Raw genomic sequence first — 26,141 nt, 5'->3', positions numbered from 1 at the left:
GGTGAGGACGGATGCCCTCACCCGGCGGCCCGCCCGCGCGGCGCCTGGGCGGCTTCGAGCCGGGGGCGGCGCGCCGTCAGCGCTGCGCGAACTGACCGGTGAGCTGCTGCGTCACGCCCGGCGACAGGGCGACGGTGTGGACGAGCCGCTCACCGTGGATGTCGGTGATCCGCACGGTGAACGGCCCGGCCCCGAGCCCCTGGGGTGCGACGAAGTAGTTCCACATCTCGCGTTGCAGCGGCTTCCACACCCCGTTGACCTGGACCTCCAGTGAGGCGATCGGGTTGCGGTGCTGGCGGACCTGCAGGGCGAGCCAGTACGCCGACGAGCCCTCCTTCACCCGGTACTGGACGGCTCCGATGCTCGCCGGGCTGACCAGCCGCCAGGTGACGTCGACCCGCCCCGGCACGCCGCCGGCGATCCGGGCGAACGCCGGCTCGCTCAGGTCGACGTGCCCTGGCGGGCATTCGGGGCACCGGTCGGTCACCCGGACGACGGTGCTGCCGCCGGGCCCGGTGACCTCGATGTACGCCCCACAGGCGCGGGCGGTCTCGTAGTCGGTCTCGTTCATCGCCACGACCGGCATGGCCGGGTCGCTCAGCGGGTCGAACATGCAGTTACCGCCGCCGGTGGCGCCGTAGTGCGTCGCCGGGCCGCGGTAGACGACCCCTGGCCGGATCCGGCCCGCAGCCACGGGTACGAGTGTCGCGGACGGCGGTGTGGCGGGCGCGGTGGCCTGCGGGCCGGCGGGGGTGGTGCCCGGCCCGCCGCCCGGTGTCACCGGCGGCCGGGTCGCCGGGTTGCCCGCCGGGGAGGTGGCCGGACTGCTCGTACCGGACGTCGGTGTGGGGCCGGGGCCGGGGGCGGGCGGCTGCGTCCCCGGCGAACCAGGGCCGCCGGTCGGTGTGGTTGTGGGAGCGGTCGTCGCCGTTCTGGTCGGCGGAGCCCCCGAGCCCCCAGACCCCCCGCCTGTGGACGGCAGGCAGCCCGTGATGACGGCAGCGGCCGCTGCGGTGATCACCACACAGGGCGCGATGCGACGGCGGCGGGAACGTGTGGTGGCGGCGCCTCGGAAGGGCGACATGAGGAGGGACCTCCGCGACCGGAGCGTGGAGCCGTACCGGCTCGACGCGCTGGGACCCCTCCCGCGGCGGCAACGATAGCGTCACCGCCGCCGACCCGTCGAGCACTGCAGGTGAAACTGTGGATGCGTTGTGCATCTACATGCGATCGCTTGGGGGTGTGAACTCGTCCGTAGTCGGACAAAATGACCCGCGGGTGGCTGTCGAGTGCGGGAATCGTGCGGCGCCGCGGTGGGTGGGGAGGGCGGCTGCGGGGCGTGCTGCCTGCGGGTAAGCGGCGATCTATCAGGATTTCTTATCGGTCTGATCGGGGGGCAGACCTGGACAGCGCCGGTATTTCCCACCATTCTGATGAACATGTCAGGGAGCCCAGGGGGGGAACGCGCGGGCCGCGTCGGGCACGCGGCGGCGCCCGTCGTCCGGTGAGCCTGTCGGGCCCCGGGCGGGTGCTGACCCGACGCCGTTTCGTCGATTTCGGGCTTCTCACGTCCGCCTGCTGTCGTCCCTGCTGAGCGATCTGTCCGCCGACCGGCTCCGGCCACCCGCTCCGCGCCGCTGCTGGTGAGTTCCGGCGGTGTCCGGTACCCGGTGTCCCGCGACCCGTTCGAGCCGCCTGGGTCGTCGCCCGGGGTCGCCCAGATCAGCCGATCACTCCGATCAGCCACCTAGCCGCCCCGCCGGGCCTTCCTCGCCGGACGGGCGGGGCCCCTGCGCGCGCCTCCGATCAGTCCTCCCACCCGGCCGTTTCCTGACCCGGCGGCCTGGCCGTGCGGGGACGTCTGCCCCGGCGCGGATTCCGCGTCGTCGTGGCCGGTGTCCCGCGCGGGGCGGAGGCCGTTTCGCATGTCCGGTCCACCGGACCGGTCCGGACCGGTCCGGACCGGTCCACCTTGACCTGACCACCTGGCAGGGCCCGCCCAGCTGGCCGGCTCTTCGTCTGCCGGCCGTTTCGCCCCGGCCGTTCGTCTCGGTGCGGACAGCTGTCCCGCCCCGCGGAGGTACCTCGTGACCGTCGAGTTCATCAGCGCCATCAACGTCAATCCGTCCAACGAGCTGAACCAGCTGCGGCAGGCCGCGCTGGACCCTGCGTACCTCAGGCGGTACGCCCGGCTGCTCGACGAGGGTGGCTTCGACTACACGCTGGTCCCGTACTTCTCGGCAGGGCACGACCCGTTCACGATCGCGGCGGCCCTCAGCCAGTACACCGAGCGGCTCAGGCCGATCATCGCGCTGCGGCCGAACACCATGTACCCGACGGTGGCGGCCAAACAGCTGGCGACCCTCGACCAGCTCAGCGGCGGCCGGGCCGTCGTGCACTTCATCGCCGGCGGCAGCGATCACGAGCAGGCCCGCGAGGGCGACCGCCTGGGCAAGGACGAGCGCTACGCCCGGCAGGCCGAGTACATCGAGATCCTGCGCAGGGTGTGGAGCTCGACGGCACCGTTCGACCACTCCGGCACGTACTACTCGTTCGAGGACTTCGTCTCGGTGGTGCGTCCGGTGAACGGGACGATCCCGGTGTCGGTCGGTGGATCGTCGGCGCAGGCCTACCAGGTCGGCGGCGCACTGGGCGACATCTTCGGCCTGTGGGGCGAGCCGCTGAAGGAGACGAAGCAGCAGATCGACGCGGTGGCCGAGCAGGCGCGTCTCGCCGGCCGCACCGACACCCCGCGGATCTGGGTCACGTTCCGGCCGATCATCGCCGAGACCGAGGAGCTGGCCTGGGAGAAGGCGGCGCGGATTCTCGGCGTGCTGAAGAGCAACAGGCCGGCGGCCGCCGCGTTCCGGGGGGACCTGAACACGTCGCCGCCCAACGTCGGTTCGCAGCGGCTGCTCGCGGCGGCCGCCGCCGGCGAGCTGCATGACCGCGCCCTGTGGACGGCCCCGGCTGCCGCGACGGGGGCCACCGGCGCGTCGACGGCGCTGGTCGGCACGCCGGAGACGGTGGCGGCGGCCATCCTCGACTACGTCGATCTCGGCGCGGACCTGATCTCCATCCGCGGCTACGACAACTTCAACGACGCGCTCGACTACACCCGCCACATCATCCCGCTGGTCCGCCAGGAGCTCGCGCACCGCGATACGACGGGCCGGCGCGGCGAGATCGTCCGCGAGGACGCCGGCTACGACCGGGCCCCCGAGCTGGCCGTCGCGGCGGCCGCCGGGCCGGTGGCGTGATGAGCGACCCCACCCGGCCTCCGAACGATCCCACCTCGGCGCCGAACGGTCCCGCGCCGAACGGTTCCGCGCTGATCCCCACCGGCTCCACCTCGACCCCGGGCGGTTACCCCGTGACTTCCAGCGGCTCCTCCGTGATTCCCCCGACCGCGTCCCCGCAGGTCGAGTTCATCAGCCTGTCGCACCTCAACCCGTCCACAGAGCTGAACCCGGTGCCCAGCCGCGGTATCGACGTGCAGTACTTCCGCCGGTACGTGCGCTGGCTGGAGGACTCCGGCTACGACTACACCCTGCTGCCCTACGGCTCGAGCAGCGCCGACTCGTTCGTCGTCGCCTCGGCGGTCGGCCAGCTCACCGAGCGGCTGCGGCCGATCGTGGCGCTGCGGCCGAACACCGCGTTCCCGCTGGTGGCCGCCCAGCAGCTCGCGACGCTCGACCAGCTGACCGAGGGCCGCGCGGTCGTGCACATCATCTCCGGCGGCAGCGACGCCGAGCAGGCGCGCCAGGGCGACTACCTGCCGAAGGACCGCCGCTACGACCGCACCTCGGAGTACATCGACCTGCTGCGCCGGGCCTGGACGGAGACCAGTGCCTTCAGCCACGACGGTGAGTTCTACACGTTCGACGACTTCGGGCCCGGCTTCGCCCCCTACGGGCAGACGATTCCCGTGTCGATCGGCGGCCAGTCGGAGCCGGCGTTCCAGGTCGGTGGGGCCAAAGCGGACATCTTCAGCTTCTGGGGCGAGCCGCTCGCCGATCTGCGCTCGGAGATCGACCGGGTGAACGGCATCGCCGCGGCTGCCGGGCGGGCCGACCGGCCGCGCATCTGGGTGACCTTCCGGCCGATCATCGCGCAGACCGACAAGCTGGCCTGGGAGAAGGCCCACGAGTACGTGGCGAAGATCGAGAAGACCTTCCAGGCCGGCGCGTTCCACAAGAGGTACCTGGGGGCCACCCCACAGAACGTCGGCTCGCAGCGGGCTCTGGACTTCGCCGCCCGCTCGGAGGTGTACGACCGCGCGCTGTGGACCCGCACCGCCGCCGCGACGGGCGGCGCGGGCGCGTCGACCGCGCTGGTCGGCAGCCCGGAGACGGTGGCCGCGGCGATCCTCGACTATGTCGACCAGGGCGCCAGCCTGGTGTCGATCCGGGGTTACGACACCCTCTCCGACGCCATCGACTACGGCCGCTACATCCTGCCGCTGGTCCGCCAGGAACTCGCGCACCGCGCGGCCACCGGGCAGCGGGGAACCCTGCAGGACGAGTATCCCGGTGCGCTCTCGCCCGGGTTCGACCTGGTCGGGCTGGCGGGCGCCCGATGACCACCGTCGTGGGGGAGAAGGCCCCGGGCGGGCACGACACCGACGTTCCCGAGTCGAACGCGCCTCGCGCGACGTTTCCCATGCTGCCGGTACCCGACCTGTCGCCGGAGGCACTGGCCGCCGTGACGGCGGAGATCGCCGCGGTGGCACCCGACTACGACCGCACCGGTGCCATCCCGGTCCGCGGGCTGGAGGCCGCGCACCGCGCCGGGCTGCTGACCGCGACCGTTGCCCCCCGCTACGGCGGGCCAGGCCTCGGGCAGGTCGACACCGCACGCATTCTGATGGCGCTCGGCGAGGGCGATGCCTCGGTCGGGCTGCTCGCGGCCAACAACCTGATGACCCACCTGGGTCAGGCCGCCGCCGCCTTCTGGCCGGAGGCGTACTACGCCGAGTACCTGAGCCGGGGGCTCGACGGACCGGCGCTGGCGAACGCCATCCGAGCCGAGCCGGAGCTGGGCGCACCCGCCCGCGGCGGCCTGCCGAAGACCACGGCGAAGCGCACCGCGGACGGCTGGGTGCTCAACGGCCGCAAGGCATACGCCACCGGCGGTACCGCGCTGGCCTTCCACCTGGTCTGGGCGGTCGCCGACGAGCCGGACGGCGACCCGGAGCGGCCCCGGGTCGGGCACCTGATCGTCCCGGGTGACCTGCCCGGCATCACCTGGATCGACACCTGGGACCACCTGGGCCTGCGGGCGTCCAACACCCACGACGTCGAGTACACCGACGTCGAGCTGCCGGCCGACACGTTCGTCGAGATCCCGCGCGGGCCGGACGGCGTGTACCGGGACCCGGCGGCGGCTGCCTCGGCCGGCAGCTTCGGTCACCCGGCGCTCTATATCGGGGTCGCCCGGGCCGCCCGCAGCGCGTTCGTGCGGTACGCCCTCGACCGGGTTCCCACCGCGCTGGGACGCCCGATCGCGACGACCGAGCGGATCCAGACCGTCGCCGGCGAGATCGACGCGCAGATCGCACAGGCCGAGACGCTCCTGTTCGGCGCGCTGCTGCGGATCGAGGCCGGCGACACCACCCACCTTCCGCAGCTGTCGCTGCTGAAGGTCCAGATCGCGCGTTCGGTGATCGCGGCGGTCAACACCGCCGTGGCCGCGCTGGGCAACCCGGGCCTGACCCGGCACCTGCCCTTCGAGCGTCTCCTCCGTGACGTCCTGTGCGTGCGGGTCCACCCGCCGCAGGAGGACGTCGCCCTGCTGGCGGCTGGCCGCCGGCTGCTCGGCCAGTAGCCGTCCAGGCACTGGCGTCCTTTCCACACGCGAGCACAAGAAAGAACGGATTCGATGACGAGACGCGTGTCCCGGCGCGGCATTGCCGCGACAGCCCTGGCCGTTACGGCAGCGCTGGGCCTGACTGCGTGCGGCTCCTCCGACGGGGAGGGCGGCACGGCCGCCGCAGGAGGGGAGCCGGTCGCCGGCGGAACCCTCAAGATCGCCTTCTGGTCGGACAATCCGTCGTTCACCTGCGTCGACCCGTTCCAGACCTACTGGATCGAGCACCGCACGGTGATCCGCAACGTGGCCGACTCGCTGACCGACCAGGACCCGGAGACCGGGGAGATCAAGCCCTGGCTCGCCGAGAGGTGGGAGATCAGCCCCGACGGCAGGGAGTACACCTTCCACCTGCGGGACGGTGTCACGTTCAGCGACGGCACCCCGCTGGACGCCGCCGCGGTGAAGGCGAACTTCGACGGCGCCCAGGCCGTCGTGAAGGAGACCGGCGGCTCCGCGTACGGGGCCAGCTACATCCTCGGCCTCGACCACACCGAGGTCGTCGACCCGAGCACGGTCAAGGTCGTCTTCTCGGCGCCGAACTCGTCGTTCCTGCAGGCCAGCTCGACGACCAACCTGGCGATCATCTCGCCGGACTCGTACCAGAAGACCAGCAAGGAGCGCTGCCTCGGGCAGTACCTCGGCTCCGGGCCGTTCACCCTGGAGAGCTACAAGCCCAACGAGCTGACCACGCTCCAGAAGCGCCCGGGCTACGCCTGGGGCTCCGCGCTGTCGGAGAACACCGGTGAGGCTCACCTCGACACGGTCGAGTTCAGCTACGTCGCCGAGGACAGTGTCCGCACCGGCAACCTGGTCAGCGGGGCGATCGACATCGCCTGGCCGCGCAACCCGTTCACCGTCGAGGATCGTGAGCTGATCACGAGGTCCGACGGCGTCCTCGAGTCCCGGCCGCTGCCCGGTGTGTCCGCCGCCTTCTACCCGAACACGACGGCCGGCCGGCCGCTGGCGGACGTCAACGTCCGCAGGGCCCTCTACAAGGCCTTCGACCTGCCGACCTTCGCCAAGACGATCTTCGGTCCGGACTACCCGGTCGTCGCCGGTGCCTTCGACTCCACGACTCCGTTCTTCGCCCCGCAGTCCGACAGGCTGCGCCACGACCCGCCGGGGGCGGCGAAGCTCCTCGACGACGCCGGCTGGAAGCTCGGCGAGGACGGCTACCGCTTCAAGGACGGCAGGAAGCTCACCCTCGTACTGCCCATCACCGCGCAGTCCGTGTTCGGCACCGAGCTGATCCAGGACCAGTTCAAGCAGGTCGGCATCGAGCTGCGGCTCGAGGTCATCACCGGGGCCGAGCTCCCGGCGGTGCTCAGGAACGGCAGCTACGACCTGACCTCCAGCTACTTCACCCGCGCCGACCCCGGGGCGCTGCAGTTCCTGCTCGACCCGGACTACGCCAACTCCAAGGCGCTGGCGACGAACGCGTCGGCACCCGAGACCACCGCCGAGATCAAGGGGCTGTTCGCCCAGGCGCGTGAGACCACCGACGACGCACAGCGCGAGGAGGCCTACGCCGAGCTGCAGAGCCTGCTCATCGAGCAGGGCGTCGTCTTCCCGTGGTTCGAGCGGGTGCAGTTCGCCGGCCTCAGCAAGAGCGTCCACGGGTTCGCCTTCACGTCCGAGAGCTTCCTGAAGCTCAACGACGTCTGGAAGCAGTAGCCGGGCCGCGGGGGAGAGAAGAGAAACACGATGACGCGGTACATCCTCGGTCGGTTCGCACAGGCACTCGGAGTGCTCTGGGCCGCCTACACCGTGACCTTCGCGGTCCTCTACCTGCTGCCGAGCGACCCGGTCGCGCTGCAACTGGGAGCGGCGGGGATCGAGACCGACAAACTCTCCCCCGCGGAACTGCACACCGCGAAGGCCAGACACGGGCTCGACCGCCCGGTTCTGGAGCAGTACTTCTCGGACCTGTGGGGCTTCCTGCACGGCGATCTCGGCGAGTCGATCGCCAAGCAGAAGCCGGTCACCGCACTGCTCGGTGAGCGCCTGGGCCCCACGCTCACCCTGACCGTCACCGCCGGCGTCCTCGCGCTGCTGGGGGGCACGGCGCTGGCCTACCTGGCGTCGTACGTGCGGTGGCGGCCGGCCCGGATGTTCCTCACCCGGCTGCCGTCGTTCGGGGCCTCCTTCCCGCAGTTCTTCATCGGGCTGCTGCTGATCCAGTTCCTCTCGTTCAACCTCGGCGTGCTGCCGGCCACCGGCACCTACGGCTGGAAGGCGCTGGTGATGCCGGCGATCACCATCGCGATCCTGGCGGCGTCCCAGCTGGCGCAGGTGCTGATGCGCAGCTTCGACGACACGCTGGGCCAGCCCTATGTGGCGACGGCCCGGGCGAAGGGGCTCTCCCGCGCGGCCGTGCAGTGGCACCACGGTTTCCGCAACGCGCTCCTGCCGGCGGTGACGATCCTGGGTGTCCTCATCGGCCTGACCGTCACCAGCGCGATCGTCGCCGAGACGGTGTTCTCCCGCAACGGCATCGGCAAGCTCGCCCAGGAGGCCGTACTGGCCCAGGACGTGCCGGTGGTCCTGGCGATCGTCACGCTCGCCGCGGCGATCTTCGTTTTCGTCAATCTCGTGGTCGACCTGCTCTACCCGCTGCTCGACCCACGCATCGTCCACGGTCAGCGGAAGGCGGTCGCCTGATGGCCCTCTCGGTGAGCACCGAGCCGAAGAACCTCCAGTCGAAGAACCTGCAGTCGAAGAACCTGCAGCCGGCGGCCGCCGGGCCGTCGACCGCCGCGCCGGTGGTGGAGCCCGGCGGCGCGACCGCAGGCGCCGGAACCGCTGGAGGTACCAGGGCCTCCGGGACGTCCGGCGTCGCCGAGGCAGCTGTGATTCCCGGTGAGGAGCTGGTCGACGACACCGAGCCGGGCGGGCGGCGGGCCGGCCTCGTCGCCTCGCTGCGCACCCTCGGGAGCAAGCCCGGCTTCGTCGTCGCGGTGCTGTTCCTCGCGTTCGTCGCCGTCACCGCGTTCGCTCCGGGCCTGTTCACCTCGCGCGGCCCCTTCGACACCGCACCGGCCGAGCGGCTGTCCTCCCCGAGCTTCGACCATCTGTTCGGTACCGACGAGATCGGTCGCGACCTGTGGACGCGCATGCTCCACGGCTCGGCGCTGACGATCAAGGCAGCGCTGATCGCACTGGCGATCGCCGTCCTCACCGGGCTCGCGCTCGGGGTGCTCTCCGGGTTCTGCGGCGGCATCGTGGACGCGCTGCTCATGCGGGCCGTGGACGTCATGCTCGCCATTCCCACGCTGCTGATGGCGCTGGCCATCGTCACGGCCCTCGGCTTCGGGACGGTGCCGGTGGCGATCGCCGTCGGTGTGGGCATCATGCCGGGCTTCGCGCGCACCACCCGAGCGGAGGTGCTGCGGATCAGGACCCTCCCGTACGTGGAGGCCTCCCGCGCCGGTGGCGCCTCGTGGCTGCGCGTCCTGCTGACCCATGTGCTGCCGAACTCCTGGGGCCCGGTCGCGGTGCTCGCCGTGCTCGACACCGGTGTCGCGATCATCTACATCGCGTCGCTGAGCTTCCTCGGCTTCGGCGCGGCGCCGCCGGCCGCGGAGTGGGGCACCCTCATCTCCGCCGGCCGCAACTACCTCGTCACCGCCCCCTGGGTCTCGCTGCTGCCCGGGCTCTTCGTCGCCGCGACGGTGCTGAGCCTCAACCACATCTCCAAGACCCTTCAGGAGCGCGAGCGATGACGGACACAGCCGCCGGCCCGCTGGTGACCGTGACGGACCTGCAGGTCGGCTACGTCCGGCGCCGGCGTACCGTCCCCGCCGTCCGTGGCGTCAGCCTGTCGGTCGCCCGCGGCGAGACCGTCGCCCTGGTCGGCGAATCCGGCTCCGGCAAGTCGACGATCGCCAACACCCTCATCGGGCTGCTGCCCGACAACGCCAGGGTCACCGGCGGCAGCGTGACGGTCCATCCGGGTCATCCGGGTCATCCGGGCGACCTGAGCGACCTGGGAGACTCGGGCGATCCCGGCCGGGCCCGTGCCGTCGAGGTGGTCGGCGCGCGCGAGCGGACCCTGCGCGGGCTGCGCGGCCGGGTGATCAGCCTGGTGCCGCAGGACCCGATGGTCGGTCTCAACCCGACCCGCCGCATCGGGCCGCAGGTCGCCGAGGGGATCCGGCTGCGCGGGGTGTCCGGCGACAGGGTCGGTGCCGAGGTGCTGGAGTTCCTCGCCCAGGCGGGCATCGACGACCCCGAGCTGCGGGCCCGCCAGTACCCGCACGAGCTCTCCGGCGGCCTGCGCCAGCGGGTGCTCATCGCGATCGCCCTCGCCGGGCGACCCCAGCTGATCATCGCCGACGAGCCGACCAGCGCGCTGGACGTCACCGTGCAGCGCCGCATCCTCGACCACCTGGAGGGCCTGGTCCGGGAGACCGGGATCTCATTGTTGATCATCACCCATGACCTCGCCGTCGCCGCCGACCGCAGTGACCGGGTGATCGTCCTGCGGAACGGCGAGATCGTCGAGCAGGGAAACCCGCGGCACATCCTGGTCAGCCCCGGGCAGGACTACACCCGGCGCCTCATCGCGGCCGCGCCCGGGCTGGCCCACGGCGGCCGGATCGTTCCGCGGTTCGTCGTGCCCGCCGAGCAGGTCAGCACCCCCGACCCGGTGATCCGCCTGGAGAACATCACCAAGCGCTACCCGCTGCCCGGCCGGCAGGCCGGGTCGTTCCTCGCGGTCGACGACGTCTCGCTGGAGGTCGCCCGCGGGCGCACCCACGCGCTCGTCGGCGAGTCGGGCTCCGGAAAGACCACGTCCCTGCGCCTCGCGCTGGGGCTGGAGAAGGCGACGAGCGGGCGGGTGCTTCTCGACGGCGTCGACATCACGGACCTGGGCTGGCGGGAGACCCGCCCGCTGCGGCGCAAGATCCAGCTCGTTCACCAGAACCCGTTCGCCTCCCTCGACCCGCGGTTCACGATCGGCCGCAGCATCACCGAGCCGTTGGTGGCGTTCGGGATCGGTGACCGGCGCACCCGCCGCGCCCGCGCCGTCGCCCTGCTCGACCAGGTGGCGCTGCCCGCCTCCTACCTCGACCGGCTGCCCGCGGAGCTGTCCGGCGGGCAGCGCCAGCGGGTCGCGATCGCCCGGGCACTCGCGCTGGAGCCCGAGCTGGTGCTCCTCGACGAGCCCGTCTCCGCGCTGGACGTCTCCGTGCAGGAGCAGATCCTCGCCCTGCTCCGGGACCTGCAGGAGCGGCTCGGCCTCAGCTACCTGTTCATCTCCCACGACCTGTCGGTCGTCGCGCAGATCTCGCACACCGTCACCGTGCTCAACCGCGGCCGGGCCGTCGAGTCGGGTTCCGTCGCCGAGGTGTTCGGCGCGCCGGCCAGCGACTACACCCGCGAGCTGATCGAGGCCATTCCCGGTCAGCGCAGCGCCGCCCTCTCCGCACCACCCGGCGCGGCAACCACAGCAACCGCGGCAACCGCGGCAACCGCGGGGCTTCCCGCGCTGTCCGCCGGATCAGGCGTGCCCGTGGATGCCTGACCGGCGGGCGGGCGTCACGCGCGTCCGGCGGGGGGAGGCGACGGTCTGGCCGGGGCTGCGGACCATGGTGGACGGCTCACGCGCCCACCCGGTGCCGGCCCTGGTCGCCACCGTCACCGGCATCATCAACGGGACGACGATGATCCTCGGCGCGGCCGCGATCGGATGGGCCACCGACCATCTGATCGTTCCGGCGCTGGCCGGTGACCACGTCGGCCGCGCGGCCTGGTGGATCGCGGCCGGGGCGATCCTCGGCGTCTCCACCGTGCGCTGGATGACGATCATCGGCCGGGGCATCGCGACCGGTGTCGTCCAGCACGACTCCCAGGCCGACGTCCGGCGGGCGGTCGTCCACCGCTACCTGGACCTCGGACTGGCGTGGCACCGGCGGCACCCGCCCGGGCAGCTGCTGGCGACCGCGGTCGCCGACGTCGACGCGCTCTGGCTCCCGATGATCTTCTTCTGCTTCGCGGTCGGCATGGGCGTCATGCTCGTCATCGCGATCATCCAGATGTTCCTGCACGCGGCCGTGCTCGGGTTCGTCGGCATCGCCCTGGTCGCGGCCGTCCTCGGGCTGAACCTGCTCTACCAGCGCCTGCTGGGCCCGCGCGCCGCCGCGGCGCAGGACCGCCGCGGCCAGTTCGGCGCGCTCGCGCTGGAAAGCATCGAGGGCAGCCAGGTCGTCCGCACGCTCGGCCTCGCCGACCGGGAGCGCGAACGGGTCGGAGCCGCCGCGCGGCGGCTGCGCGACGACAACGTCTCGATGGGTGTGATCAGCTCCGCGTTCGATCCGATCATCGAACTGCTGCCGACCGCCGCGGTGCTCACCGTCCTCGCTGTCGGGGCGGGCCAGCTCGAGTCCGGCGCCCTGAGCGTCGGCGTCCTGGTGGAGGTCGTGTACCTGCTGCTCACGATCTCCATCCCGCTCAATGTCCTCAGCCGATTCCTCAGCATGCTGCCGATCTCGACCGCCGGGCGGACCCGGATCGGCGCCGTCCTCGACTCCGCCGAGACCACGTCCTACGGCACCCTCCTCCTGCCGACAGCGCCCCCCGCGCCGACCGGGCCGACCGGGCCGACCGGGCCGACCGGGCCGACCGGGCCGACCGGGCCGACCGGGCCGACCGGGCCGGCGGGGCCGGCGGGGGGCGGGCTCGCGCTGCGGGCGCGCGGGGCCGGGCTGGACGTCGGCGCGGCACGGCTGCTGGCCGACGTCGACCTGGAGATCCAGGCCGGGGAGATCGTCGCGCTGGTCGGCGCGACCGGCTCGGGCAAGAGCACCCTCGTCGATCTGCTCGGCCGGCAGACCGACCCGTCCGCCGGTGCCGTCGAGATCGGGGGAGTGCCCGCCGCCGGCCTCGCCCGCGGGCAGCTCGCCGCCCACCTCGCCGTCGTCGCCCAGACACCGTGGCTGTTCAGCGGCAGCGTCCGGGAGAACCTCCAGCTCGCCGGGCACCCCCGCGAGCACCGTCCCTACACCGATGCCGAGCTGTGGCGGGCACTCGCGGCGGCCGGGGCCGACGAGGTCGTCCGCGGGCTGCCCGCCGGGCTCGACACCCGTGTCGGCGAGCGGGGTGCCCGGCTCTCCGGCGGTCAGCGCCAGCGGCTGTCCCTGGCCCGCGCCCTGGTGCGGGAACCGCGGGCGCTGCTGCTCGACGACGCCACCTCCGCCCTCGACCCGGCGGTCGAACGCGACGTCCTCGGCGCACTCGCGGGGCTGCGCGGGCGGGTGACGGTGCTCATCGTCGGCGGGCGCCCCAGCTCCGTCCTGATCGCCGACCGGGTCGTGTTCCTGCGGGCCGGCCGGGTCGCCGCCACCGGCACCCACGCCGAACTGCTCGCCGCCGAGCCCGACTACCGGCGCATCCTGCACGCCTACGCCGACCTCGGGCCCGCCGCTGACACCGGACCTGCCGATGCGTGACCGCGTCGTCATGAGTGGTGCCGGGAGCACCGGCACCGGCAGCGGCCGCGGAGCCAGTGCTGGTGGGGGCGGCGATGCTGGTGTGGGCGGCGGCCTGGCGGATCTCGGGCCGGCCCGGCCCCGCGAGCTGCTCCGGCTGCTGCGCTCCACCCTGCCCGCCCTGACCAGCGGCCTGGTGATCAGCCTGCTGCTGGCGCTGATCGCCGGCGCGGGGCGCATCGTCACCCCACTCACCGTCCAGTACGCCCTCGACCACGGCCTGCTTCACCCGCACCCGGGCACCGCGGCGGTCGTCCTGCGCGCGGTCGGTGTCGGCGCCGCGGCCACGGTGCTTGCGGCGCTGGCGTCCTGGTGGCTCAACCGGCGCGTCTTCCGGCGCACCGAGACAGCCCTGGCCCAGCTGCGGGCGGACGGCATCGGCCGCCTCCACGAGATCGGGTACGAGCGGTTCGCCCGGGTTCCCAGCGCCGACCTGGTCAGCCGGCTGACCAGCGACCTCGACGCGGTGACGACCTTCGTCCAGAACGGCGGCGTTCTGCTGCTGGTCAACGGCGCGCAGATGGTCATCGCCGCGGTCCTCATCGGGACCTACTCGTGGCAGCTGGCGCTGCCCGTGCTGGCCGCGGCGGTGGTGCTCCTCGTCGTCATGCGCCGGATCCAGGCCGTCGTCCGCCGCCGCTTCACCACCGTGCGGGAACGGGTGTCGGCGATGCAGTCGGCGGTCGGTGAAGCCGTCGCCGGCATCAGCGTCGTCCGCTCCACCGGCACCGAGCAGCGCAGCCGGGACGCCCTCGACGCCGCGGTGGAGGACGTCGCGGCGGCGCAGCGGCACACGCTGGTGCCCCTGCACACCAACACCGCCCTCGGCGAGGTGGCGATCTCACTCATCACCGCCTTCATCGTCGTCGCCGGTGTCCGCTGGTCGCTGGGGCAGCACCGGTGGGAGCCGACGCTGCACCTCTCCGCCGGCGAGCTGGTCGCGATGCTGCTGCTCGTCACCTTCTTCGTCCGGCCGCTGCAACAGCTCGTCCAGATGCTCGGCGAGGTGCAGAACGCCCTCGCCGGCTGGCGGCGGGCGGCGGAGGTGCTGGCCACCCCGTCCGGGGTGGTCGCCGGGCCGGGCAGCCGCGAGCTGCCGCCCGGCCCGATCGCCGTGGACCTGCAGGACGTCACCTTCGCCTACGGGGACGGCCCGCCGGTGCTGCACGCCCTCACCGTCGGCATCAGGCCGGGGGAGCACGTCGCCGTCGTCGGTGAGACCGGCTCCGGCAAGAGCACCTTCGCCCGCCTGCTCACCCGGCAGCTCGTCGCGCCGCACGGCCGCGTCCTGCTCGGCGGCGTCCCGGTCGGCGAGGTGGCGGACCTGTCGTTCCAGCGCCGGATCGCGATCGTCCCGCAGGACCCGTTCCTGTTCGACGCGACGATCAGCGACAACATTCTCGCCGGGGTGCGCGGCGACGCGGGGGCACTGAACCAGATCATCGACTCGCTCGGCCTGCGCGGCTGGGTCGACACCCTGCCCGACGGCCTCCGGACCCGCGTAGGGACGCGCGGCGCACGGCTGTCCGCCGGCGAGCGTCAGCTCGTCGCGCTCGCCCGCACCGCGCTGGTCGACCCCGACCTGCTCGTCCTCGACGAGGCGACCAGCGGCGTCGACCCGGCCACCGACGTCCGCGTCCAGCACGCGCTCGGCGCGCTCACGGTCGGCCGGACGACCGTCTCGATCGCGCACCGGATGGTCACCGCCGAGCGGGCCGACCGCGTCCTGGTCTTCGACGGCGGGCGGCTCGTCCAGAACGGCCGGCACGGCGAGCTCGTCCAGCAGCCCGGCCGCTACGCGGAGCTGCACGCCGTCTGGGCCGACCACACCCTCGCCGGTAACCCCGTGCCCTCCCCTCGGGAGGAGCCCTCGCAGGAGAGCGACGAGCACCGCGGGACGAACCGCACCCTGCGGAACGACAGGAGCACCCCATGACGACCGCCGCCCCCTCCGCCGGCGCCGCCTCCTTCGCCCGCGCGGGGCGCTGGCGCCCGCCGCGGTCCCGCCCGCCAGGTTCACCATGAGCCCCGTCCACCACGGGGACCCGTCCGCGGTCGTCGACCAGCTGCTGGCGGACCCGAGCGTTCCGCTCGCGGACGAACTGATCGCGTTCCTCCCGCCGGCGTTCGGGCTGCGGGAGAACCTGCGGCTGCTGGAGGACATCGCCACAACCGTCGCTCCGCAGCTCGGCTGGACGCCGGGGGATTCCTGAAAAGGTGTTCTGACGAGGCCCGATAGCGTGGGCGCATGCCGATATCGATGGCGAAGATCGAGGCCGGTGCGCCGGGCCTGCTCAGCCTGGTGAAGGACGCACGTTCCCGGCTGGCGAAACAGGCACTGGACAGCGAGCAGGCCAAGGTCGCGCTGTGCGTGGACCACAGCGGATCGATGCGGGCGCTGTACACGAAAGGGGTCGTCCAACGGCTCGCCGAGCGGGCCCTCGCGCTGGCGACGCAGTTCGACGATGACGGCGCGATCGACGTCTTCATCTTCGACACCGGGGCCGTCCACGCGGGTGAGCTGCGGATCGCCGACTACACCGGGGGAGTGGACAGGCTGCGGGCCGGCCGCCGGATGGGCCGGACTGACTATGCCGCGGCGATGCGGCTCGTCCGCGAGCACTTCCCGTCCGACGGGCTTCCGGTGTACGTCCTGTTCGTCACCGACGGCGCGCCCGACAGCCGGACCGCGGCGAAGGAAGAGCTGGTCATCGCGTCACAGCGGAACATCTTCTACAAGTTCCTCGGTGTCGGCGAAGGTCCGTTCGACTTCCTGCGCCGCCTTGACGACCTGCGCGGCAGGCCCGTCGACAACGCGCACTTCGTCGAGCCGGACGACGTCGAGGCGATCGGCGATGAGGAGTTCTTCGACCTGCTGCTGGAGGAGTACCCACAGTGGCTGGACGACGCCCGGGCCGCGGGACTGATCAGGGGTGCGCTGTGACCGTTCCGCTTTCGATCCTCGACCTGGCGGTCATCGGGGCGCAGGAGACGGCTCGGCAGAGCCTGGAGGGCAGCGTCGAGCTGGCACGCCGCGCGGAGGCGCTCGGCTACCGGCGCATCTGGTACGCCGAGCACCACAACATGCCGCGGATCGCGTCGTCGGCGACGAGCGTGCTCATCGCGCACGTGGCGGCCAGCACGAGCAGCATCCGGCTCGGCGCCGGCGGCGTCATGCTGCCGAACCACTCGCCGCTCACCATCGCCGAGCAGTTCGGGACCCTGGCCACCCTGCACCCCGGGCGGATCGACCTCGGCCTCGGACGGGCGCCCGGCAGCGACGGGCAGACCATGCGTGCCCTGCGGCGTGACGACCGGTCCGCCGAGCGGTTCCCGCAGGACGTCCAGGAGCTGCGCGGTTACCTCACCGGCCGCTCCCTCGTCCCGGGCGTCGACGCCACTCCCGGCAAGGGGACGGACGTCCCGCTGTACATCCTCGGGTCGTCGCTGTTCGGCGCCCGGCTCGCCGCGCACCTCGGGCTGCCCTACGGCTTCGCCTCCCATTTCGCGCCGAACGCACTGCAGGACGCGGTGGCTCTCTACCGCCGGCTGTTCCAGCCCTCGGAGCAGCTCGACCAGCCGTATGTGATCGCTGGCGTGAGCGTCATCGCCGCCGACACGGACGACGACGCGCAGGACCAGCTGCGGACCACGCAGCGCCAGCGGGTCGGCTGGCTCCTCGGCGGCGGCCGGACCTTCAGCGACGACGAGGCCGACGAGGTCCTCGCCTCGCCGCAGGGGCAGCAGATCACCCACATGATGCGCTACAGCGCGGTCGGAACTCCGGACACGGTCCGGGACTATCTCGACCGCTTCGCGACCCACGCCGACGCCGACGAACTGATCGTTGCCCACCAGGCCCCGACGATCAGCCAGCGACTCCACTCGGTGGAGCTGACCGCCCGCGCCGCCGGCCTGACACCGGCCTGAGGCCGGTGTCAGGCCGGTCTGAGGCCGGTTTGTGGCCGCTCTCGTGCAGACAACGAGGTGGCGACCTATGCCCGGCCGGTGTCACGGTCGGGCCTGGGGCGACCTCGCCCGGTGACGAGTTTCTCGTGGTGCGTGGCATCACACCGGCAGCCCGCTCGTTCCCCGTAGGAGAGCCCGGCCGGGGGTGCGCCACGGGGCGTGCCGGGGGTGGCCAGGCTGTCACCGCCCGGTCCATGCGGAGGTTCTGATCAGCGTGTCCCACCAGATCCCGCGGGTGCCCGCGCACGCCGCGCCGGGCCGCCCGCGGGATCTGGTGCACGGAGAGGGTCCAGTACATGGAACAGCCGGGAGGCGGCCACCGCCATCACCGCGGCCGCGGCCACCACAGCAGGACGCCGGCACCGGAAGCGGTGGCGGCCGGCCCGCCCGCGAGGGCCGGCATCCTCGCGCCGGAGGCACCGCTGCTGACACCACCGGCACCGGTGCCCGCGGGCACGCCGGTGCCCGGCCGGGCGGGTTGCCGGGAACCGGTGCGGCGAGCGGTCAGTGACGGGTCGGTGACCGGCGACGGGTCGGCGCCCGCCGGCGGCGGTCCACCCGCGGGCGACTCGGCCTGTGAGGAGCAGGGGTCGATGTCACGGCTCGCCCAGTCACTGGAACTGCTCGACTTCACCGAGGGCCTGAGCACGGCGCTCACCGTGGAGGAGGTGGCCCAGGTCGCGTTCCGCAGCATCGCGGGCCTCGGTGCCACCTTCATCGGAATGGTGCTGTGCGAGGACGACCGGGACGTCGGCCACGCCGACGCCGGCACCGAGATCCCCACACCCGACCGCACCGGCGTGCGGACCCGGGTGCTCGCCTGGCCCCGCCCACCCATCGTCGACCGGCTGTGGGCCGGCCCCGACGGCTTCGGCCCGGCCGCCGCCGTCGAGGTCATGCGGACCGGCCGGGCCCGCTTCGACGACACGAAGGACACCTACCTCGGCGACTACCCGGACCGCACCGAGGTCTTCGCGACGCTCGGCATCTCCGCGACGGCCAGCATGCCGATCACCGTGGACGGCCGCACCCTCGGCGTACTGCTGCTCTCCTGGCCCGACCCCAGGAGGTTCGAGGGGCCCTGCCGCTCGTTCCTCCTCGCCATCGCGGCCGCCTACGGGCACGCCGTCGAACGGGCCCGCAGGTACGAGCGCCAGATGTGCGTGGTCGAGACCCTGCAGCGGGCGATCCTCCCGCCGCAGCTGCCGCGCGTGGACGGCGTCCAGCTTGCCGCCCGCTACCTGCCCGCCGGCCGGGACGTCGGCATCGGCGGCGACTGGTACGACGCCACCGTCCTGCCGGACGGGACCCTCGCCCTGGCCATCGGGGACGTCGGCGGCCACGGCCTGCGCGCCACCGCGCTGATGGCCGAACTCAGCCACTCGGCCCGGGCCTACGCCCTGCACGGGCTCTCCCCGGCGGCGATCACCACCCAGCTCTCCGCGAACCTCGCACGCAGCGGCAGCGAGATCCTGGCGACCGCGGTGATCGCTCACCTCGATCCTGCGACCGCCAGGTTCACCTGGTCCTGCGCCGGCCACCCGCCGCCCCTGCATCTCGCCGGCAGCGACGGCGGCCCGCGATACCTGTCCGACGTCCACGGCCCGATGCTCGGGGTGCTCTCCGACCACCCCTACGGTCAGAGCAGCCTCACCCTGACCGGGCCGGGCCTGCTCCTCTACACGGACGGCCTCGTCGAGCAGCGCGGGGTCTCCATCTCGGCCCGCCTCGCCGCGCTCGCCGCCGCCAGCGCCGCGCGGCTGCCCGGCACCACCGCGCGGCTGCCCGGCACCACCATCGCCCGCCCGGCCGGTACGGCAGCCCGGCTGCCTGGCACCGCCGCCCACGCCAACGCCGCCGCGACACACCGCGACGGGAACGGCCCGAACGGGAACGGTCACGGCCCGAGCCACCAGGGGAACGGCTCGCGCGGCGACGGCCACCGCCACCGCCACGGCGACGGCAATGACGGCGACGGCAGTGGTGCGTCGGGCGCGGGCGCCCTGGACCTCTCCGCGCTGCTGGCCGCCGCACCCGTCGCGCCCCCCGCACTGGAGGGACTCACCTCGGAACTCGCCGGTGCCCTGGAGCTGGAGAGAACGCCCAGCTCACCCCGTTCCACCCTCGACGGACTGTGCGACGTCCTGCTGACCGAGATCGCGGGCCCCGCCGAGCGCGAGGATGACATCTGCATCCTCGGCATCGCACTGACCGGCCGGTCAGCGGACACCCGTTGACAGGTCGGGACATCCGTTGACGGGTCAGGACGTCCCGTCGAGGAGGCGGGGCGGGAAGCCGCCGCGGCTGATCGGGCCCCAGCGGTCGATCCGTAGCCGCAGCAGCACCTTGCCCTGCCGGCGCATCGCCTCGCGGTACTCGTCCCAGTCCGGGTGCTCGCCGCTGATACAGCGGTAGTACTCGACCAGCTCCTCGACGGCCTCGGGCTGATCCACGACCGTGATCGTGCCGTCGACCTGCACCCACTCGCCGTTGAAGCTCTCCGAGAGGACACAGACGGACGCCCGTTCGTCCCGGCGCGCATTGCGGGCCTTCGCCCGGTCCGGGTACGTCGAGACCACAATGTCGCCGGCCGCGTCGACCCCCATCACCACCGGGGAGACCTGCGGCCTGCCATCCCGCCGGGTGGTGACGAGGATCCCGTGATGGCGGGGTCGGACGAACTCCAGCAGACCGGCTCGGTCGACGGCACGATCACGCGCGGCGGTAGGGCTCACCCGCCGATGCTAGTGGCGACGCTCACCTGTGGTCTCGGTGTACCAGCCGCCGACGACCGCCCCGCCGATCAGGACCACGCCGAAACCGATCAGCCAGGACAGAATCGTGAACACCACGCCGATCGAGCCGTAGGTGCGCTCGTTCGAGACGATCGACGCGGAGAACGCGAAGCGGCTGACGACACCGAGACCGGTCAGCCCGATCGTCGTGGCAAGGGCCGTCGGCCAGGCGTCCCGCCAGCCCAGCCGGCCCATGGTGAGCACCCGGACCCCGGCCCACAGGAAGAACGCCAGCATCACGGTCGCGACCAGGCCGTAGCAGATCTGCCCGGCCACGGTGCCGGTCAGGACGGCGCCGAGCGCCGTCGAAACAGCCAGAAAGACAATCAACCCGCACAGCCAGCCGAGCTGGCTGGGAAGGCCACGCAGGCCGGGTGCCGGCAGGCTGAAGACACGCGTGTACACCACCTGGACGGCCGTGGCCAGGCTCACCCCACCCAGCACCAGCCAGAGCACGCCCACCACCGACCAGCCGGTGACGATCGTTCCGCCCCGCGGGGCGAACAGCCGCTCGACAGCCATCGCCGCCTCGTGGTTCAGCCCCATGCGCCTGATCACGATGTCCGCCGCGTCGCCACTGCGCAGCGGGGACGCCGCTGCCAGTGCGATCACGAACGGAAAGAACATCATCAGGATGAGCGCGGCGAGATTCATCGCCCCGTTGATCAGGTCCGCCGCGCGGAGCCTGGACGCCAGATCACCGCGCAGGGACCCGCGGACCCGCCGGCGGAACATTCCGAAACCGGTACCGACCGCCCTGAACAGGCGTCCGAGGAGCCGAACCAGCCCCGCCGCACGGCCAGGCCGGCGCGACTCCCCACCGCTGCGGGCGGCAGCACCGGACTGCCGCTGCACCCGGCCATCCTCGCCGATGCGCCGCGGAATGACGCGGACCCGGCCTGCCTGAACCCGCGCGCCTGGCCGACAGCCCGATCCGGTACGGCTTGGCGACCCGATCCGGCCGCGACGGTCCCGGTCCACGGCTTTCGTCGAAAAAGTTCGCAAACGGCCCTCCAGATTCAAAGAATCATCGCCGAAATCGCGGGCCTCCCCCATTTTTTGGTAATGCAAACCAGGAGATGCGACGCTACCGTTGCGTTATGACCCAGAGTAGAGTGGCGCCGCGCCACGGTCTCGTTTCCGACCCGGCCTCCCGTGCGAGCATTTATCTCGAGGAATGGCAGTCCGCCGGCCTCGAATCCGGGAAGTTCTTCCCGGCGACGGAGTCCGGGCTGAAAGACCCGTACGCGCCGGACGACGTCTACAACGACACCCCGCCCGCCGACGGGAAGATCGCCAGTGCCGGCCAGGACTACGCCGCCGAACTGGACAGGCCGGGATCGGACTGGCAGAAGCACTCCGTCCAGTCCGGCCAGCAGCTCACCGTGACCTGGGGTTTCCATGCCCCGCACAAGACGCGGCGCTGGAACTACTTCATCACCCGGGACGGCTGGGACCCGAAGGCCCCGCTCAGCCGTGCCCAGTTCGAGTCGCAACCCATCCACCAGGTCCAGAACAGCGGGCAGCCCTACTGGGCGGCCGACGACCTCCTACCGGCGGATCCGACTCGGCACACCCTCATGCTGCCGCGACGGCAGGGATACCACGTACTGCTCGGAGTCTGGGAAGTCGCCGACACCTCCAAGGCCTTCTACCAGGTCATCGACCTGAACTTCACCGGGTGACACCCGCGTAACACCTGAGCCCCGTCCCGGACCTCTCTCGGCCCGGGGCGGGGCCTTTCCAGTCGCGACCGCGGACCGGACCAGACCTCAGCTCCGAGACGTCGAGGTCCGGACATCCGACATCCGACATCCGACATCCGCACGCCACGGAAGAAAAGGTGGTCAAGCATGCACGACGCCAACAGCGGACGACTCCCATGACCGCGCGAACCGCCGCCGACGCACTCCGAAGGGCGATGATCGGCCAGGGTGGGCCAGAAGCGACAGGCTGGTCGGGCTCGTTCGAGCAGCCCCCGGCGCCCCGCGCGGGTGCCACCGTCGCCATCCTCGGCGCCGGGGTCGCCGGGCTCACCGCGGCCTACGAACTCAGCACACTGGGCTACCGGTGCATCGTGCTGGAGGCCTCGGACCGCGCCGGCGGCCGTAACCGCACTGCCCGCAACGGTGATCGGCTCCGCGAGCTCGGGCCGAGCGGGGAGCCGGTCACCACGCACGAGTGCTCCTTCGACGAAGGGCTCTACCTCAACCTGGGCCCCGGCCGCATCCCGCACCACCACCGCCGGGTACTCGACTACTGCCAGGCGCTCGGCGTCGCCCTCGAGCCGTACATCAAGGAGACCACGGCGAACGTCATTCACCTCGCCGACGGCAGGGTCGTCCGCTGGCGGAACCGGCAGGTCGCCAACGACACCCGCGGGCACATCGCGGCCCTGCTCGCCGAAACCCTCGTGCAACGGGACACCGCGACCGGAGAGCTGCTGGACCTGCTGCGGGTCTTCGGTTCCCTGGAGGACGACCACAGTTACCAGGGCTCCACCCGCTCCGGGTACATCGAGGATCCCGACGTGCACGACTTCCCCCGCTCTGCACCTCCGATCCCGCTGCCGGACCTGGTGGAATCGGGCTTCTGGCGCCACAGCTTCTACCAGCCGGTGGACTATCTGTGGCAGGCCACGATGTTCCAGCCGGTCGGCGGGATGGACCGCATCGTGACCGCCTTCGAACGAGAACTGAGCAAGAAGTTCGGCGATATCGTCGAGCTGAACTCCGAGGTCACCGCGATCCGCCTGGTCGACGGGGGAGTGGCCGTCGAATACCTGCGCGGCGGCGAATCACGGACGCTGACCGCCGACTACTGCGTCAGCAGCATCCCGCTGCCGGTACTGCGGCGACTGCCGACGAACTTCTCCACCGAGTTCCGCGACGCGATCAACGCCGTCGACTTCGCGAACACCTGCAAGGTCGGCTGGCAGGCCGAGGAACGCTTCTGGGAGAACGACACCGACCAGATCTACGGCGGGATCAGCTGGACCAACCACCCGATCACCCAGATCTGGTATCCCAGCAACGACTACTTCTCGGCGACGGGAACCGTCACCGGTGCCTACAACTTCACCGACGTGGCCGAGAAGTTCGGCGACCTCTCACCGTCGGAGCGCCTGGCGCAGGCGCGCGCCGGTGCGGCGGACCTGCACCCGACGTTCGCTGACGAGAGCGTCGTTCCCACCGCGAAGGGTGTCACCATCGCCTGGCAGAAGGTGCCCCACCAACTCGGCGGCTGGGCCGGCTGGGACTCGAAGGATCCCGTGCACATGGCGGCCTACAAGCAGCTTCTCCAACCAGAGGGGGACGGACGCTTCTACGTGCTGGGCGACCAGAGCTCCCCGCTGCCCGGCTGGCAGGAGGGCGCGATGATGTCGGCCCACTACGTGATCGGGCAGATCCAGGGCATCATCCCGCTCACCGTTCCCGAAGCCGTCCGAGTGCCCGACTCCGTCGCCCTCACCCAGGGCTCCCGCTGACGTTCCGCTGTCCCCCTGCCTGATCCGGGCGCCTGGCCGAATGCCTGGCCGAACGCCTGGCCGAACGCCGACATCCCGCCGCGGAGCGCATCACCAGGCACCGAAACCGCACGTTCACCGAGGCGGGGTCGGCGCGGGCGTCGTCCTCGCCGGCGCGGCCGGGCACCCTGACTGAGCGCACGTTCCGGCTGGTGGTCGGGGCCGTAACCAGGCGGCCCCGACCACCGCGCCACCCGAAGTGGCCCCGCCCGCCCGCCAGGCGTGCACACACGACGAGTGTGCGCGGAGTCCGGACGCGTTCCGCGGCCTGCCTGCCCGCCTCCACCCGTCGGGCCGCTCGGGGCCCTCCCCTCAGGGGAAGCGCACGTATCCGACTCGTGCGGGCTACCAAGGCCATCGTGAGCCATCCAGGTCACTGCAATGAGACGCGGTTCCGGCAACGCGGAAACCATTTCGACCCGAAACCGGACGAGATACCTACGCTGACCCGGTCACAGAAAGTTCGGGGGGAGATACAGAAGTGACCGATTCAGCCATGCCCAGAACCAGTCGGGCGGCGTACAGCCCGGAACCGCCGATCGGCGCGGCACCCGCAGCGACGTCGAACGGTGAAGTACCCGGGCCACGCCAGGGAATGCCTTGCGCATCGAGACCGGGCGGCCTCCGCAACCCGCGTCGTCGTCGCCGCCCGGCGGCGCCAGGCCGCGGCGCTGCCCGTGGTCGCCTCCTCGGCGCCAGCGCCACCCTCGCCATGCTGTTGATCGCTGCCTGCCAGAACGAGGACTCCACCGGCGCGCAGGACGCCAGCCGCCTCGCCGGCGCCGCAGCCGGGCTACCCACCACCACACCCGCCCGCGTTCCGGCCGCAGCCACCTCGCCGGCCATGACCACACCACCCGTCGCGGCCACTCCGCCGGCGTCATCGTCACCCGCACCCTCGCCACCGTTCGCCCCATCGGCGGGACCTGCGGCGCGGGCAGGAACCGGCATCGCCGGGAAGCCAGGATCAGGCGGCGGTGCGGAAGCCCGGGCCGGGGCCCAGGCCGGAGCAGCAGGCCCTGGTGCTCCGGCGCCAGCCCCCGCCCGAGGCGCCCAGCCGCCGGCCGCCCAGCCGCAGGCCGCCCAGCCGCAGGCCGCCCAGCCGCCGGCCGCGCCGCCCCCCGCTGCTCAGCAGCCCGCTGGGTTGGCACCCGCCGCACCGGTGACCAGGGCAGCCGCCCCGCCGCCGCCTCCTCCGCCGCCTGTCGCCCCGCCGCAGCAGCAGCCGGCCACCTCGGCGTGCCACCCCTCCTACTCGGGGGCCTGCCTGGACCCGAACGCCTCCGACTATGACTGCGAAGGCGGCAGCGGCAACGGGCCCAAGTACGTGCAGGGCCCGATCGAGGTGCGGGGCTCCGACCCGTACCAGCTCGACAGTGACGACGACGGCGTGGCCTGCGAGTAGCAGCGCGCCGCCGGCGGCCGGGGGGCCGGGGCCGAGTAAACGCCCCCGACCGATGCCTGCTGATCATCTGGCGGCCGGGGACTTCCAGTCCCGGATGATCGGCAGGAGCCGGCCGCCACCCCCCGCGTCAGGTACCTCGCGGAGCTGGTATGGTTGTCCTCGTCGCCGCGGAGACGCGGGGGCAGGCGCCGCTAGCTCAATTGGCAGAGCAGCGGACTCTTAATCCGCGGGTTCGGGGTTCAAGTCCCTGGCGGCGCACCCGTATCTACCAAGCCTTTTGGCTTTCGGTAGTTATTCCCAAAAGGGTTCTGTACCCAACTTTGTACCTAAGTGGCTTTCGTCTGGACGTAGAGCCCTGGGCGGACATGCCGTTCTCGGCTGCGGTTTCAGGTACGGGTACATGCCCAGCGGTTCGCGGCTACTCTGATCATGATAGGCCGATGACCAGAACCACAATCAGCACGGCCACCAAGAAGCCTGTCGTCTCCCAGAAGTGGCGCTTCCGCCATTGACCATTAGAGCGTCGAGGCTGCTTCATGCGGATATTGTGCCTTTCCGTGCAACCTCGGATACTCATCTGGCGATTCGACCGGCCTCGATCTCGTTCGTGGTTACCGTGTGTTCACGGATGTGTAGATATGTCCTAGGTGGGTCGCAAGTAGCCAACGCCCCGGGCGCTGCGCGGTAAGCAGCTGTCCCGGGGCGCCGTCAGTCACTCAGCTTCAGAGTTAGCCAGCGAGGTTCTCCTCATCCTCTTCGCCGGCATCGTTGCTGAAGATCCGGTCGAGGCGGCTGACCGCGTCGCGCTGGGTCTCCGGCATCACGTGCGTGTAGGTGTTCATGGTGAGCTGGATCGTGGAGTGCCCGAGCAGCTCCATGACCGTCCGGCCGGCACACCCTCAGCGAAGAGCATCGAGGCGAAAGCATGGCGGAGATCATGCGTGCGCCGTGAGGCGCAGGTGCGCCGTGAGGCGCTGGGAATCGAAGGAGGTGCGAGACCTCCTCGCCGGGCTGTCGCAGCAGTCTGGTGGGAGCTGAGCGCAGTCTGACCCGGGAGGCGCCGGGGAGGGCGGGAAGCAGCGCTG

Annotated in this window: 20 protein-coding genes and 1 tRNA gene; 17 read left to right on the top strand and 4 right to left on the bottom strand. The window is 72.0% G+C overall.

Translation table 11 applies throughout. The features are described 5' to 3' along the window. Positions 1–76: 76 nt before the first annotated feature. Positions 77–1,084, bottom strand: a complete 1,008-nt coding sequence (locus AB1460_RS17670; RefSeq protein ID WP_368962592.1) for an expansin EXLX1 family cellulose-binding protein — start codon at positions 1,082–1,084, stop codon at positions 77–79. Between the two features lie 1,003 nt (positions 1,085–2,087). Here AB1460_RS17670 and AB1460_RS17665 point away from each other — a divergent pair. The 13 genes from AB1460_RS17665 to AB1460_RS17605 all read left to right on the top strand — a co-directional run bounded on the left by AB1460_RS17665 (position 2,088) and on the right by AB1460_RS17605 (position 19,567). Continuing rightward, a complete protein-coding gene (locus tag AB1460_RS17665; RefSeq protein WP_368962591.1) occupies positions 2,088–3,260 on the top strand; it encodes an LLM class flavin-dependent oxidoreductase in 1,173 nt (390 codons plus the stop codon). Next, positions 3,260–4,582 (top strand): LLM class flavin-dependent oxidoreductase, encoded by a 1,323-nt coding sequence (locus AB1460_RS17660; RefSeq protein ID WP_420497303.1) that lies wholly within the window; start codon positions 3,260–3,262, stop codon positions 4,580–4,582. The genes AB1460_RS17665 and AB1460_RS17660 overlap by 1 nt, the downstream gene beginning before the upstream one ends. Then, on the top strand, positions 4,579–5,826 hold the full coding sequence (locus tag AB1460_RS17655) for an acyl-CoA dehydrogenase family protein (protein WP_420497302.1): 1,248 nt from the start codon (positions 4,579–4,581) through the stop codon (positions 5,824–5,826). The genes AB1460_RS17660 and AB1460_RS17655 overlap by 4 nt, the downstream gene beginning before the upstream one ends. Before the next feature lie 54 nt (positions 5,827–5,880). Further along, positions 5,881–7,545 (top strand): ABC transporter substrate-binding protein, encoded by a 1,665-nt coding sequence (locus tag AB1460_RS17650; RefSeq protein ID WP_368962590.1) that lies wholly within the window; start codon positions 5,881–5,883, stop codon positions 7,543–7,545. Positions 7,546–7,575: 30 nt separating this feature from the next. Continuing rightward, complete coding sequence (locus AB1460_RS17645) at positions 7,576–8,532, top strand: ABC transporter permease (RefSeq protein WP_368962588.1); 957 nt, start codon at positions 7,576–7,578, stop codon at positions 8,530–8,532. Further along, positions 8,532–9,593: an ABC transporter permease gene (locus AB1460_RS17640; protein ID WP_368962587.1), complete on the top strand. Its 1,062-nt coding sequence runs from the start codon at positions 8,532–8,534 to the stop codon at positions 9,591–9,593. Before AB1460_RS17645 ends, AB1460_RS17640 begins: the two co-directional genes overlap by 1 nt. Further along, the gene (locus tag AB1460_RS17635) at positions 9,590–11,398 is read left to right on the top strand and encodes a dipeptide ABC transporter ATP-binding protein (protein ID WP_368962585.1); all 1,809 of its coding nucleotides are present in this window, start codon (positions 9,590–9,592) and stop codon (positions 11,396–11,398) included. Before AB1460_RS17640 ends, AB1460_RS17635 begins: the two co-directional genes overlap by 4 nt. Next, positions 11,391–13,322: an ABC transporter ATP-binding protein gene (locus tag AB1460_RS17630; RefSeq protein WP_368962584.1), complete on the top strand. Its 1,932-nt coding sequence runs from the start codon at positions 11,391–11,393 to the stop codon at positions 13,320–13,322. Before AB1460_RS17635 ends, AB1460_RS17630 begins: the two co-directional genes overlap by 8 nt. Then, positions 13,315–15,297 (top strand): ABC transporter ATP-binding protein, encoded by a 1,983-nt coding sequence (locus AB1460_RS17625; RefSeq protein WP_368962583.1) that lies wholly within the window; start codon positions 13,315–13,317, stop codon positions 15,295–15,297. The genes AB1460_RS17630 and AB1460_RS17625 overlap by 8 nt, the downstream gene beginning before the upstream one ends. Positions 15,298–15,382: 85 nt before the next feature. After that, positions 15,383–15,574, top strand: coding sequence for a hypothetical protein (locus tag AB1460_RS17620; RefSeq protein ID WP_420497301.1), 192 nt, complete (start codon positions 15,383–15,385; stop codon positions 15,572–15,574). A 47-nt stretch (positions 15,575–15,621) separates the two neighbouring features. Further along, a complete protein-coding gene (locus tag AB1460_RS17615) occupies positions 15,622–16,305 on the top strand; it encodes a VWA domain-containing protein (RefSeq protein WP_368962581.1) in 684 nt (227 codons plus the stop codon). Then, positions 16,302–17,291: an LLM class flavin-dependent oxidoreductase gene (locus AB1460_RS17610; protein ID WP_368962580.1), complete on the top strand. Its 990-nt coding sequence runs from the start codon at positions 16,302–16,304 to the stop codon at positions 17,289–17,291. The genes AB1460_RS17615 and AB1460_RS17610 overlap by 4 nt, the downstream gene beginning before the upstream one ends. Before the next feature lie 335 nt (positions 17,292–17,626). Continuing rightward, positions 17,627–19,567 (top strand): PP2C family protein-serine/threonine phosphatase, encoded by a 1,941-nt coding sequence (locus tag AB1460_RS17605; RefSeq protein WP_368962579.1) that lies wholly within the window; start codon positions 17,627–17,629, stop codon positions 19,565–19,567. Positions 19,568–19,591: 24 nt separating this feature from the next. Here the strand turns inward: AB1460_RS17605 and AB1460_RS17600 are convergent, their stop codons facing one another. Both AB1460_RS17600 and AB1460_RS17595 read right to left on the bottom strand, forming a co-directional pair. Continuing rightward, complete coding sequence (locus tag AB1460_RS17600) at positions 19,592–20,065, bottom strand: PPOX class F420-dependent oxidoreductase (protein ID WP_368962578.1); 474 nt, start codon at positions 20,063–20,065, stop codon at positions 19,592–19,594. A gap of 9 nt (positions 20,066–20,074) precedes the next feature. After that, positions 20,075–20,980, bottom strand: a complete 906-nt coding sequence (locus tag AB1460_RS17595) for a ribonuclease BN (RefSeq protein ID WP_368962577.1) — start codon at positions 20,978–20,980, stop codon at positions 20,075–20,077. A gap of 245 nt (positions 20,981–21,225) precedes the next feature. Between AB1460_RS17595 and AB1460_RS17590 the strand changes: the two genes are divergently transcribed. The 4 genes from AB1460_RS17590 to AB1460_RS17575 all read left to right on the top strand — a co-directional run bounded on the left by AB1460_RS17590 (position 21,226) and on the right by AB1460_RS17575 (position 25,314). Continuing rightward, entirely contained in the window at positions 21,226–21,810 is a 585-nt protein-coding gene (locus tag AB1460_RS17590) for a lytic polysaccharide monooxygenase auxiliary activity family 9 protein (protein ID WP_368962576.1), read from the top strand. Between the two features lie 197 nt (positions 21,811–22,007). Next, positions 22,008–23,612, top strand: coding sequence for a flavin monoamine oxidase family protein (locus AB1460_RS17585; protein WP_368962574.1), 1,605 nt, complete (start codon positions 22,008–22,010; stop codon positions 23,610–23,612). Positions 23,613–24,363: 751 nt separating this feature from the next. Beyond that, on the top strand, positions 24,364–25,056 hold the full coding sequence (locus AB1460_RS17580; protein WP_368962573.1) for a hypothetical protein: 693 nt from the start codon (positions 24,364–24,366) through the stop codon (positions 25,054–25,056). Positions 25,057–25,241: 185 nt separating this feature from the next. Next, positions 25,242–25,314, top strand: a tRNA-Lys gene (locus AB1460_RS17575). A gap of 470 nt (positions 25,315–25,784) precedes the next feature. Here the strand turns inward: AB1460_RS17575 and AB1460_RS17570 are convergent. Then, on the bottom strand, positions 25,785–25,934 hold the full coding sequence (locus AB1460_RS17570) for a hypothetical protein (RefSeq protein WP_368962572.1): 150 nt from the start codon (positions 25,932–25,934) through the stop codon (positions 25,785–25,787). Between the last annotated feature and the right edge of the window lie 207 nt (positions 25,935–26,141).

The sequence above is a fragment of the Parafrankia sp. FMc2 genome (genome assembly GCF_041008525.1).
Taxonomy (GTDB): Bacteria; Actinomycetota; Actinomycetes; order Frankiales; family Frankiaceae; genus Parafrankia.
Note: the sequence above shows the minus strand (reverse complement) of the source record. Positions and strands in the feature narration are given on the sequence as shown.

Bases quoted from the DNA above. Each gene is read 5' to 3' on its own strand.
- AB1460_RS17620 (WP_420497301.1), top strand. From the start codon at position 15,383: ATGAGCCCCGTCCACCACGGGGACCCGTCCGCGGTCGTCGACCAGCTG.
- AB1460_RS17645 (WP_368962588.1), top strand. From the start codon at position 7,576: ATGACGCGGTACATCCTCGGTCGGTTCGCACAGGCACTCGGAGTGCTC.
- AB1460_RS17650 (WP_368962590.1), top strand. From the start codon at position 5,881: ATGACGAGACGCGTGTCCCGGCGCGGCATTGCCGCGACAGCCCTGGCC.
- AB1460_RS17590 (WP_368962576.1), top strand. From the start codon at position 21,226: ATGACCCAGAGTAGAGTGGCGCCGCGCCACGGTCTCGTTTCCGACCCG.
- AB1460_RS17630 (WP_368962584.1), top strand. From the start codon at position 11,391: ATGCCTGACCGGCGGGCGGGCGTCACGCGCGTCCGGCGGGGGGAGGCG.
- AB1460_RS17580 (WP_368962573.1), top strand. From the start codon at position 24,364: ATGCTGTTGATCGCTGCCTGCCAGAACGAGGACTCCACCGGCGCGCAG.
- AB1460_RS17640 (WP_368962587.1), top strand. From the start codon at position 8,532: ATGGCCCTCTCGGTGAGCACCGAGCCGAAGAACCTCCAGTCGAAGAAC.
- AB1460_RS17655 (WP_420497302.1), top strand. From the start codon at position 4,579: ATGACCACCGTCGTGGGGGAGAAGGCCCCGGGCGGGCACGACACCGAC.
- AB1460_RS17570 (WP_368962572.1), bottom strand. From the start codon at position 25,934: ATGGAGCTGCTCGGGCACTCCACGATCCAGCTCACCATGAACACCTAC.
- AB1460_RS17605 (WP_368962579.1), top strand. From the start codon at position 17,627: ATGGAACAGCCGGGAGGCGGCCACCGCCATCACCGCGGCCGCGGCCAC.
- AB1460_RS17625 (WP_368962583.1), top strand. From the start codon at position 13,315: ATGCGTGACCGCGTCGTCATGAGTGGTGCCGGGAGCACCGGCACCGGC.
- AB1460_RS17615 (WP_368962581.1), top strand. From the start codon at position 15,622: ATGGCGAAGATCGAGGCCGGTGCGCCGGGCCTGCTCAGCCTGGTGAAG.
- AB1460_RS17660 (WP_420497303.1), top strand. From the start codon at position 3,260: ATGAGCGACCCCACCCGGCCTCCGAACGATCCCACCTCGGCGCCGAAC.
- AB1460_RS17635 (WP_368962585.1), top strand. From the start codon at position 9,590: ATGACGGACACAGCCGCCGGCCCGCTGGTGACCGTGACGGACCTGCAG.
- AB1460_RS17585 (WP_368962574.1), top strand. From the start codon at position 22,008: ATGACCGCGCGAACCGCCGCCGACGCACTCCGAAGGGCGATGATCGGC.
- AB1460_RS17670 (WP_368962592.1), bottom strand. From the start codon at position 1,084: ATGTCGCCCTTCCGAGGCGCCGCCACCACACGTTCCCGCCGCCGTCGC.